This window comes from Methylobacterium aquaticum (assembly GCF_001043915.1).
Lineage (GTDB): Bacteria > Pseudomonadota > Alphaproteobacteria > Rhizobiales > Beijerinckiaceae > Methylobacterium > Methylobacterium aquaticum.
In genome coordinates this window covers 1-10,691 of sequence record NZ_LABX01000101.1, presented here as the reverse complement: position 1 = coordinate 10,691, position 10,691 = coordinate 1, and the positions used below count along the sequence as shown (strand labels likewise).

Here is a 10,691-nt window from a genome sequence, read left to right as displayed (position 1 = left end):
GGGCTGAGGGGGTGGTGGGGGCAATGCCCTTCGCCTGAAGCCCCTCCGCTATTAGGGACCGGGCGGCCTCCTCGCGCGATGGCTTGGGGTCGGGCCTCGTGGCGATCCAGGCGTCCAGAGCAGCGGTGTCCACCTCGTGCAGGAGGTCGATGCTGCCCTCCACGCGAAGCGGAAACGCAGCACGCTTTCGTTGATCCTGAGGGACAACACCGTATTTTTCGTCGTGTCGGGCACGGGCTTTGTCGAGAAGGGCGATGAAGCCGTCCATGAACTCTTCGCCAAGCTCAAGGGGCACGCCACCGCCGAATATATTTCGGTGTATGCCATCATCTGAGCTTAGGCTTTTCTCTAGGCGGGCGATGATCTCGGCGTTCATGGATCGGCCGTTCGCTTCCGCCGCCTCCCGCAAGCGGTCGCGCATGCCATCGGGGAACCTGAGGTTGAATTGGTCCGAGCCCCGGCTCGGAATGCGAAGCGCCATGCCTACCTCCGTCTGGTGGGATCACCGACATACTATCGTGCTTGACACAATGGTATGACGGGCATACCAGTATGTCCGTGGTCCTACAGGAGGAGCCATGACGGTCGCAAGCCGAGACAGCGACAAGTTTTTGCTTCGGCTTCCGGATGGCATGCGTGAACGCATCGCCGTCATCGCGAAGAAGAACATGAGATCAATGAACAGCGAGATCATCTTCCAGCTTGAGCAGATAATTCGCTCTGAGCTTGGTGATGACTTGAGAGAGGCGACCTCGACGGGCGTGTCAGCACCCGCCGAGGCCTAACCCGAAGCATGGAGAACAGCCAGATGCCTCAGGACAATCACCATACCACGAGCGCCGCCGCTGCTGCGACCCTGGCCGGCATGCCGCTCACGATGTCCTCGCTGGAGATCGCGGAGCGGACGGGCAAGGAGCATTTCAACGTGATTCGCGACATTCGCGTGATGCTGGAAGCGCTTGGAGATGGCCTCAAATTTGAGGGCACCTACCGCGATGCCGCCAATCGCGAAAAGCCGTGCTTCAACCTCCCGAAGCGCGAGTGCCTGATCCTCGTGTCCGGCTACTCGGTCCCGCTTCGGGCCGCGATCGTGGATCGCTGGCAAGAGCTCGAAGCCCAGGCCTCGGCTCAGCCGGCGATCGACCCCTCCGACCCGAAGGTGATGCTCGCGGTCTTCAGTCACCTTCAGGGGCAGGTCGCATCCCTGAATGACCGCGTCGCCGAACTCAAGCCGGCTGCCGAGGCGCTGGACCGAATCGCCGAGGCCCACGGCACGTTCTGTCGCTCCACCGCGGCCAAGATGCTCCAGATCCCGCCCCACACCTTGATCCGGTGGCTCCGTACCAACGGCTGGACCTTCCGGCGCCCGGGCGACAAGGACGATCTGGCCTACCAGTCCAAGATCGCGGCAGGGCTCCTGGAGCACAAGATCACCACGGGCCAGCGGCCGGACGGCAGTGAGTGGTCGTCGACGCAGGTCCGTGTCACGCCGAAGGGGCTCACGATCCTGGCGAAGGCGTTCCCGCCCGCCGCAACGGCAGCGTGAGCGCCCAGATGGCGACGCATCGCGAACGCCTCGACCTGGGCATGCCGGAGCATGTCCAGACGCCCGAAGGGGAGAAGATGACCGTCGCTGGCTTGATCGAGCTGGCCCGCACAGCAGGAACCGACAGAGGCAACGATCTCTACGACGCCTTCTCGGAGGCGTGGCACGCGTTGGCTGGGACGGGCCTGAGTGTCGATGCCCGGGCGAACCTCGCCTATGAGGCCGCGGCCGAGGAGATCGACTGCCCGATCCAGCCGGACGGGATCTACCTGCCCCACTGAAACGAAGCGGCCCCGGAAAGCGCTGGAACGCTCGCCGAGGCCTGAGGCCACCCCACACCGCAGAGCATGAAAGATGACGCACACCGCACATAGCACGCGCCGCGCCCTTTTTGTAGGGGCCGCCGCGCTTCCCCTTGCGTTAAGCTCGGTCGCCCTGGCCGCGCCTGATGTCGAGTTGGTCCAGGCTTGCGACACCGCTCTCAACGCCTGGGCCGAGACGGACGCCCAAGCGATGGCGGAAGACTGGAACGACGGCCGGGTCGGCCAGAACGTCGATATCGTCTTCAACGCGACCGAGCGCGCCGCGAACCTGCCGGCGAGCACCCACGCCGGCCTCCAGGCCAAGGCCCGGCTGCTGGCCCGGCACTACGCGCCGGACTTCGAGGACCAAGAGCCGGATCACGCTGAACGGCTGCTGCTGAGCCTGCTGCGGGATCTGGTCGGCCAGGGAGGTCGAGCCTGAGGCGCTACAACGCCACCCAGCAGGGCGCTTCAGCCCTGCTGGTCAATCCAAGACGACAAGATCACCGATACTGCAAGTTGCCCGCTCGGCTTGACTGTGAAAAAATCCCATATCAAATCTCTTTATAAGTGTTTTTGTTTTTGGTTTAAAAATCTGATAAATTACTTTCTTAGAAGTGCTGACAATAGTGCCGCTTTTAGCTGTAAAGTCGCATACAAGCTCCACGTCCTTGATTATATTTTGACTGTTATTAGTGATGGACGCCCACACGAACCCTATATAGCCAGAACCGCCTCTTTCCCATTTCGAAACATTCAATTCTACAAGCTCTCTAACTTCCAGCATTTTGTTAAATGGGCGCTTCTCAATTAGAGTGGCAGGCGATGCTTCATGGTGTTTTTTATCGTCATCCTGGGCAGCGCCCCAAACGATCAGCCCAAGCACGCATAGAACGCCAATCACTCTCTTCGTTGACCGACTAAGAGTAGGCACGGATTCCCCCTATGGCTGATCCGCTCGTCATTCAATTTGCCGCGGACACGTCTCGCGCTACGAGCGCGATGGCGAGCCTCGCTGCGTCGATTGCCGGCAATATGGCATCGGCCGGCGTTGCGCTATCCGGGCTTGCGGCGAACTCGAACGCGGCAGGCAACTCTCTTGGCGCCCTGCAGCAGAACGTCCAGCGCGCCGCCAACGTCATCAGCAGCGACGTGCGCAACATCGCGTCGCGCACCGCGGCGGCGGCCACCGCCGAGAAGGCTACCCTTGAGGGTGTGGTCCGAGCCTTCACGGCCTCGGCAGCCGGGTCGCAGAGCGCGAACGCTGCCGTGCGAGCGGGCCTGACCGGCACGACCGCGGCCATCTCCACGGTCGCGGCACAGATCCCCTCGCTCAACACCCTGCTGAGTAGCTTCATCGCGTTCGGCGCCGCCGTCATTGTGTTCGAGAGCGTCGCGGCTTCCATCGAGGCGGCGCGCAAGCACGTCGAGGATTTTGTGAAGATCGGCCGCGAGGCCGAGCGCGTGGGTGTCGGAGCGGAGTTCTTTCAGCGCGCGACGCTCAGCGCGGAGAAGTACGGCCTCTCCGTCGAGCAGGTGACGGCGGCGCTCGCCAAGGCGCGCGAGGCGTCCGAGATCCGCATCGGCGAGGGCAAGGACGGCAAGGCCTCGTCGGCGATCGGCGACCGCCTGGAGCAGAACGTCCGGGCCGGCAACCTGACCGCGGCCGACCGGGCCACCTTCGACCGGGCCGGCACCCAGGAAGCCCGCATCCGCGCGATCCTGGACCTGCTCGACAAGCTCCGCGCCGAGAGCCGGGACCTCGCAGCCTTCGACCTCGCCGGCAAGTTCCTGGGGCCCGACTTCGAGCGCCAGATGCGCAATGGCGTCGACATCACGAACCAGCTGCGCGACACCCTGAACTCGACCTCGACCACCGTCGCCGGGGTCCGCATCATCGGCGAGGACGAGGTCGAGCGCGCACGGCAGCTGGACGCCAAGGCGAAGGACATCGCCGACACCTTCGCGACGGCGCTGGCGCCGATCCAACGGGACATCTCGAACGCGGTGCTCGACACCTACCAGGCGTTCCTGGAGGTCGAGGCCGTGATCGCCCGCGTCGTCGGCATCGCGGTGAAGCTCTACCAGGAGATCGTCGGCGTCGTCGGGGCGGTCAAGGACTTCGTGAACCAGATCCCGGGCATCGGGAAGGTGCTCACGGCCGGCAACGTCGTGACCGCAGCACAGGAGGCGTTGCGCGCTGCCGGCGTCATCGACCCCGAGGCTCAGGGCCCCGCCGCACCGCTGGCAGTGAAAGTGCGGCCGCGCGGTCCGGATCGCTCGGCTACCCTGCCCAGCCTCGCGACCCCTCGGGCGCGCAGCGGCAGGGGCGAGACTGAGAACCTCGACGCCGTCGAAACGCTCATCAACCAGCTCGAGAAGGCTCGCGACACCGCGAAGGCTGAGCTGGAGAACGTCGAAAAAACTAACGTCGAGCGCGAGAAGGCGGTGGCCCTAGCCAAGGCCGAGGCGGCCGCCCGCGAGGACGTGAAGCGCGGCAAGCGCGACGACCCGGCCCTGACCGACGACGAGCGCTCGCGCGTGCTGGCCGCCGCCGAGGCGATGCAGAAGTACCGGGACAGCACGAAGGACGCCGAGCAGGCGATTCGGCAGGCCGCCGACGCGGCTCGATATTTCGGGGACATCGCTGCCAACAGCATCGCCGACGCGATCCTTGAGGGCAGGAGCTTCAGCGACATCCTGAACAGCCTGACGAAGCAGCTTTTCCGCGCCGGCCTGCAGGGCGCCTTCACCGGGCAAGGACCGCTGGCCGGGCTCCTCGGCACCGCGCCGTCGGCGAGTTCCGGCGACACGGTCGGTGGCATCGCAGGGCTGCTCAAGGGCGTCTTCGGAGGCGGCAGTGGTGGCGGCGCCCTGCAGGGGCCGACCGCGTCGGGCGCGACGCTGGACACGGTCGCGGGCGCTGGCGGCATCGGGAGCTTCTTCGCCAGCCTGTTCCGCGCCAACGGCGGCCCGGTCGAGGCCGGCCGAGGCTACACCGTCGGCGAGCGTGGGCGCGAACTTTTCATCCCGAACCAGAACGGCCAGATCGTCCCGATCGCGCGCGGTGGCGGGGGCGACATGGGGGGCAGCATCGTCATCGGCGGCGACACCATCACCATGACGCCGGCCGAAGGGGTGACCTTCCCCCAGATGGCGGCCTTCTTCGCGCAGCGGGACGCTCAGTTCCGGCGCAACATCAACGGCATCGTCGCCGACGGGCGGCGTCGCTACCGGCCGGCCTGACCGATGGCGATCTTCGACGCTGCCGGCCGCGCCGCCGCCGCCGGCGAGACCGTGCACGGCGAGCTCCTGGCCTTCTTCGACTTCCTGGATGCTCCGACGCGCGTGCACCAGGGCTGGGGTCCGCTGGCCGCCGGCGGCTTCGTCTGGAGGGGCATCGGCGAGATCGGGTCGGTGTCGGACATCGAGGCCGCGGTTGGGGGCCAGGCGCCGCCGGTCACGTTCTCGCTCTCTGCTGTCGGCGACGAGATCCGCGAGGACGTCAAGAACGCTCGCGAGCGGGTGAAGGGGCGCGCCTGCACGGTGCACCTCCAGTTCTTCAACCCCGACACCCTGCAGGCGATCGGCAACCCCTACCTCGTCTATCGCGGGATCATGGACCGCCTCGTCCACCAGGCACCTGACGCCAACAACCGGACCGCGCAGCTCACTGCCGAGACCAAGTTCGCCCGGCGCGGCCTGCCGCCCTTCGGCAGCCTGACCGATCGCGACCAGCAGCGCCGGCATCCTGGCGACACCGGCCTGTTCATGGTCCCCGCGATGCAGAACCGGAGGCGCCCGTGGAACCCCGCGCTCCCCGAGAAATGACCGACCTCGCCGCCTACCTCCGCCGCGCTGCCGGAGAGCCCTTCGCATGGGGCTCGGCCGACTGCGCCCTCTTCATGTCGGGCTGGGTGCTGGCGCGCCGCGGCGTTGACCCGGCGGCCTCGCTGCGCGGACGCTACCGCTGCCATCTCGGCGCGGCGCGCCACATCCGCCGGCTCGGCGGGATGGAGGCGATGGGCCGTCGCTTGGCGCTCGGCGCCGGGCTGTCTGTCACCACGGATCCGCAGCCCGGCGATATCGGGCTCGTCCGCGACCCGGCCGCCGGGCCGCTGTTCGCGATCCGCACCGCGCTCGGCTGGGCCGCGAAGGGGCCGACCGGCATCGCGCTCGGCGCCTTCCCCGTCATCGTGGCGTGGAGCGTCTGATGCCGGCCGCGATCGGAGCCGCCATCCTGGCGGAGGTGGCCGCCGGCACGACGCTCGCCACCAGCGCTGTAGCCGCTTCGGTGGTGGGCTACGCCGTCATCTCGGGCGCCCTGCTGGCGGTGCAGCAGATCGTCGAGGCGCTGACTCCGGCGCAGAAGCGCAACGACGCCCAGATCACCGTGCGCCAAGCGATCCCGCCGCGGCGAGCCGGCCACGGCCGCGAGAAGCTGGGAGGCGCGATCTTCTTCCTCGACACTCAAGGCGGCGTGCTCAGCCGCGGCGTCGTGCACTTCGCCGGCCACCTGACCCAGATCCGGGAATATTGGCTCGGCGACGTGAAGACGAGCCTGACCGGGCAAGTCGGCGGCGTCGTTCCGGATGCCGTGTACCAGGGCAAGGTCGTCATCGAGGTGCGCCTTGGCGCCGACGACCAGGCGGCCTTGGGCACGCTGCTGCGTTACCCGTACTGGTCGCCGGCCGCGCAGCTCAAGGGCCTCGCCTACAGCGTCGTCACCTGCACGCCGCTCAAGCACGGCGACAAGATCTTCCCCGAGGGCGCGCCGGACGTGCGGCTCGTGGCGGACCTCGCCGCCTGCTACGACCCGCGCGACCCGGCCCAGGATCCCGCCAACCCTGCGACATGGGCGTGGTCCGACAACGCCGCGATCGTGCTGCTGGCCTACCTGCACGAGGAGAGCGGGTACGGCATCCCGTTCGACGAAATCGACCTCGACAGCTTCGCGGCGCTCGCGAACGTCTGCGACGAGATGGTGCCGCTGCTGCGCCCCAACCCGGACGGCGAGACGGCAGAGCGCCGCTATCGGTCGTGGGGCACCTACACGCTCGACGAGGAGCGGGCGACGGTGCTCGGCCGCTACCTGTCGGCGTGCGACGCCGAAATCGATCAGGACGCCGAGGGACGCGTCACCGTCCGCGGCGGCCGCTGGCAGGTCCCGAACTTCACCATCACCGAGGACATGGTGCTCGGCTGGGAGAGCTTTGAGGAGGGCTCGGAGGCCTACGCGACGTTCAACCGGGTCAAGTTCACCTACAAGAGCCCCTGGCACGACTACCAGCCGCTCGAGGGCGACCCGTGGGACGACCCGGACAGCCAAGCCGAGATCGGCCTCGTGCCGACTGAGCGCGACTTCGGCCGTGCGCCCTCGCACCGGCAGGCGCGCCAGCTCGCCAAGATCGCCGCGGCCAAGGGCGCGCCGCGGTTCCGGTTCCGCGGCCTGCGACTGCTGCCGAAAGCGCTCCCGGCCTACGGCGAGCCGACCGTGCGCCTGGTGCTGCCGTCCTTCGGGATCGACGCCACGTTCGCCCCGTCCGCCGGCAAGCTGACGGGCCCCTTCAAGGCGGAGCCGGTGCTGGACCTCTATTCGCTCGACGCCTCGGCCTATGCCTGGTCGATCACCGAGGAAGGGACGGCCCCGCCGCTGCCGGACCAGACCTCGCCCGACCCGGCACCGGTGCCGTCCGGCGTGACGTTCGAGGCGACGCGCTACACCACCGGCGGGCAGGTCACCGGGCTCGCCGCGACGTTCACGGCCGATGAGGTCCCAGGTCGCGTCGACCTGACCCTGATCGGCCGGTATCGGCCCGCCGGCACGTCGGACTGGATCGACATGGCGAGCCAGGGTGGCGAGGCCGTGGCCGGGCCGTTGAACGACGGAGCCGGCTACGAGGCACAGGTCGCCTGGCTCTCGAACACCTCCGTCAGCGATTGGAGCCCCACGCTGTCCTTCACGGTCTCGGCCGACACGACCGCCCCGGGTCTGCCCACCGGCTTCGTCGCCAACGGCGGGTCTGGCCCGGCCGCCGGCGCCTTCCCCGCGCCGAACAGCGCGAACTTCGGGTTCGCCCGCCTCTACCGCGGCATCTCGACCGACTTCGCCGCCGCGGTGGTCGTGCGCACCTTCAACGGCTCGGCCTCGCAGTCCTTCGACTGGTCCGACCCACGTCCGGCCGGCACCTATCGCTACTGGGTCCGGGCCTTCAACCGCTCCGGCTTCGGCGACGCCTCGTCGACGGCCGGCCCGATCACGGTGACGGTGACCTGATGGCCGATCGTCCTTGGCCTCCCAGCCTGCGCTTCGCGAGCATCCTATTCGAGCCGGTCAGCACCTCTCGCTCGGGCGGCCAATCGTTCACCGGAGCCGAGCAGGTCATCGTGTCGCCGACTGCGCGGTGGAAGGCATCGGTTACGATCCCGATCGCCGATCGCCGCTACGGCCCCATCGAGCGTCAGAACATGGTCCTGGCGTATCGCTGGGTGAAGGCCGGCGGCCGGGCCTCGGTCATCATCGTGCCGCACCAAGACGGGCGTGGGCCGGCGCATCAGGCCGGGATCGTGCCGTGCTCGGGCGCTGTCCCGCACTCGGATGGCGCCACCTTCTCGGACGGCTCCGGCTACGCCCAATCGTTTACCGGCGCGACCCTTGCGGCGCCTGCCGCGCTCAACGCGACGCAGATCTCGCTCAACGTACCGGCAGGGCTAGCACCCCTGCCCGGTATGCGGTTCTCCACGCCCGACAACCGCCTTCACCAGATCGACGACCTCCTGGGTTTTGATGGTGGCTCAACTTGGACGGTGCGGATCGGTCCATGGCTCCGGGCGGTCTACCCCGTTGGCACCGTCATGGATTTCGATAACCCCCGATGCCGTATGCGTCTCGCATCGGACGACACAGGTCAGCTTAGCTTGTCCCTGAACAAGTTCGGCACGCCGTCCATCGAGTTCAACGAAGCTCCCTGAACCGGCTCTGCGCCATCTAATTCATGCTCGCATTGCCAGCGAGCGCGCCCGCACGTCTTCTCACATCGCGAGTTCACGATGCCGCCTCCCGTGCTTCCGCGCGACGTTTACCGTGCGTTCAATCAGGCCGGAAATCCGCTCTCGGGTGCCTACACCCCGCCCAAGAACGACATCATTGCCCTGCTTGAGTACATCCTGGATGGCTTGGTCGCGGCGGGTGGCGATCCTGGGGCGATCCAGTCCCTACGCGACCAGATCAGCTTTCGCCCCAACCCCAGCATCATCAACCTCGACCGCCGCACCATGTTCGCGGCCCGGGTCGGACGCGCCGCCGCCGCCGCCGGCATCCGCCGGTCCCGCTGGATCGTGGTCGACGACAGCACGAGCCGCGGGGTGGGCGACAGCGGCATCGGCCCTTGGATCTATTACGTCGGCCGGATGATGGGAGCTGCCGGCTATCCAGTGACGTGCAACGGCTGGCTCGGCAATGGCGGCAACGTGAGCGCCACATTTGATCCGCGCATTGTGTTCGGCAATGGATGGTCCGGCACCAACACGCCGACCGTTGGCGGCTACCTGATCGTCGGTTTTGCGGGTGGAACTGGGGCATTCACGTATACACCGCTGGAGCGGGTCAACACGTTCGAAATTATATTTACCGCCAACGCCTCGACGGGGAGCGTGCTGGTCCAGATTGACGACGAACCCCCGGTTACCGTCAACACAGCCCGATCCGGTGGCGATCAGGTATTTACCCAGGCATTTAATACAGCAACGCTCGGATACCACACTATACGTCTCTATGGAGTCTCGGGCAGCGCGGTTTATTTTGTCGGCATGAACGCATATGATCGCAACGTCAAGGCGATTGATGTGTTTAGCTCTGGGTCGTCTGGGTCAAAAGCAAGCGACTGGATCGTCAACCAATCGCCGTGGAGCCCGCTGCAACTGATCTCACAGCTCGACGCCGACCAGATCATCGTTGGTCTCGGCATCAACGACGCTGGGGCAATCGACAACGGTCAACTCACCGCTGCGACCTACCAGAGTCAGATCACGACAATCACTCAGGCGGCGGGCGCCAATGCGAGCGTGCTCCTCAAAACGGCGATCCCGTCCAACCCAAGCGCCGTATCGGTCCAGTCGATGACGGCTGTTGCCGCGGCTCAATACAATGTCGCCAAGTCTCTAGGCGTCCCTCTGATTGATATCCAGTACATGATGGGTGGTCCAAACGGGTTTGGCCTCAATAGTCAGTTCGGAATTATGTTTGATGCTCTGCATGGAAACGGCGCCTGTTATTGGGATGTAGCGCGTAATGTTTACGCCGCGGTTGGATTGTAGGGATTAGCTATGCTGCGCATCGCATTCGTCGACCGAGTGAACGGCCGCGAGGTTCCCCGTGCGCCCAGTCGCAGCCTCACGGTCACGAGCACGCCAACGGCATCAGGGTCTCAGATCCCGGTCCCATCCACCGGCACCGTCATCCTGTCGCTGGACGACGGCGATCCGCCCGCCCGTGTCGCGATCGGGGCCAATCCGGATCCAAACGCAGCCGGATCAGCATTGGTCGCATCCGGGGCATCTGTCTCGGTGCTCGGTGTGGCTGGTGCGACCGTTGCCGCCGTCATCGCGACGGATATCCAATCGCAGATCCTCGACCTGGCGAGCGCCCGTCGGGCAGCAGACGATGTCCACGACGCGCGCCTGGGCACGATCGACACTGAGCGGGCCACGACGTTCAATCTGGCGTCACTGCGGCTGCTCGGCCCGGCGCTCGCCGATGGCGACGATGCGCCCTATGCTGGCGCGATCGTCTCGACGCTGGGGCGGCTGTTCCTCGGGGCGCTGCGCGACGGCACGATCGAGAT

13 protein-coding genes are annotated in these 10,691 nt (G+C 66.6%); 11 read left to right on the top strand and 2 right to left on the bottom strand.

The window, feature by feature from the left end:
* Positions 1-481, bottom strand: a 481-nt coding sequence (locus VP06_RS34925) for an Arc family DNA-binding protein (RefSeq protein WP_156295585.1), incomplete at its 3' end; no start/stop codon positions are given.
* A 97-nt stretch (positions 482-578) separates the two neighbouring features.
* On the opposite strand from VP06_RS34925, the gene VP06_RS13620 reads away from it, so the two are divergent.
* From VP06_RS13620 to VP06_RS13605, 4 genes are all read left to right on the top strand, one after another.
* Positions 579-785, top strand: coding sequence for an Arc family DNA-binding protein (locus VP06_RS13620; RefSeq protein ID WP_053081776.1), 207 nt, complete (start codon positions 579-581; stop codon positions 783-785).
* An 8-nt stretch (positions 786-793) separates the two neighbouring features.
* Positions 794-1,546: a phage antirepressor KilAC domain-containing protein gene (locus tag VP06_RS13615; RefSeq protein WP_053081775.1), complete on the top strand. Its 753-nt coding sequence runs from the start codon at positions 794-796 to the stop codon at positions 1,544-1,546.
* An 8-nt stretch (positions 1,547-1,554) separates the two neighbouring features.
* Positions 1,555-1,827, top strand: a complete 273-nt coding sequence (locus VP06_RS13610; protein WP_048464317.1) for a hypothetical protein — start codon at positions 1,555-1,557, stop codon at positions 1,825-1,827.
* Positions 1,828-1,900: 73 nt separating this feature from the next.
* Positions 1,901-2,290, top strand: a complete 390-nt coding sequence (locus tag VP06_RS13605) for a hypothetical protein (protein WP_156295584.1) — start codon at positions 1,901-1,903, stop codon at positions 2,288-2,290.
* 42 nt (positions 2,291-2,332) lie between these two features.
* On the opposite strand, the gene VP06_RS36310 is transcribed toward VP06_RS13605, so the two are convergent.
* Positions 2,333-2,734: a hypothetical protein gene (locus tag VP06_RS36310; RefSeq protein WP_156295583.1), complete on the bottom strand. Its 402-nt coding sequence runs from the start codon at positions 2,732-2,734 to the stop codon at positions 2,333-2,335.
* A 59-nt stretch (positions 2,735-2,793) separates the two neighbouring features.
* On the opposite strand from VP06_RS36310, the gene VP06_RS13600 reads away from it, so the two are divergent.
* The 7 genes from VP06_RS13600 to VP06_RS36305 form a co-directional block, all read left to right on the top strand.
* Positions 2,794-5,094, top strand: a complete 2,301-nt coding sequence (locus VP06_RS13600) for a hypothetical protein (RefSeq protein ID WP_197093204.1) — start codon at positions 2,794-2,796, stop codon at positions 5,092-5,094.
* A gap of 3 nt (positions 5,095-5,097) precedes the next feature.
* Positions 5,098-5,679, top strand: a complete 582-nt coding sequence (locus VP06_RS33735) for a hypothetical protein (protein ID WP_053081772.1) — start codon at positions 5,098-5,100, stop codon at positions 5,677-5,679.
* On the top strand, positions 5,676-6,062 hold the full coding sequence (locus tag VP06_RS13590) for a DUF6950 family protein (protein WP_048464315.1): 387 nt from the start codon (positions 5,676-5,678) through the stop codon (positions 6,060-6,062). The genes VP06_RS33735 and VP06_RS13590 overlap by 4 nt, the downstream gene beginning before the upstream one ends.
* Positions 6,062-8,125 carry a phage tail protein gene (locus tag VP06_RS13585; protein WP_048464314.1) on the top strand — a complete coding sequence of 688 codons (2,064 nt, stop codon included), beginning with the start codon at positions 6,062-6,064 and terminating at the stop codon, positions 8,123-8,125. The genes VP06_RS13590 and VP06_RS13585 overlap by 1 nt, the downstream gene beginning before the upstream one ends.
* Complete coding sequence (locus VP06_RS13580) at positions 8,125-8,820, top strand: hypothetical protein (RefSeq protein ID WP_048464313.1); 696 nt, start codon at positions 8,125-8,127, stop codon at positions 8,818-8,820. Before VP06_RS13585 ends, VP06_RS13580 begins: the two co-directional genes overlap by 1 nt.
* Positions 8,821-8,910: 90 nt before the next feature.
* Positions 8,911-10,164: an SGNH/GDSL hydrolase family protein gene (locus tag VP06_RS13575; RefSeq protein WP_048464312.1), complete on the top strand. Its 1,254-nt coding sequence runs from the start codon at positions 8,911-8,913 to the stop codon at positions 10,162-10,164.
* A 9-nt stretch (positions 10,165-10,173) separates the two neighbouring features.
* Positions 10,174-10,691 (top strand): hypothetical protein (locus tag VP06_RS36305; RefSeq protein ID WP_156295582.1); only part of this gene is annotated, 518 nt, incomplete at its 3' end.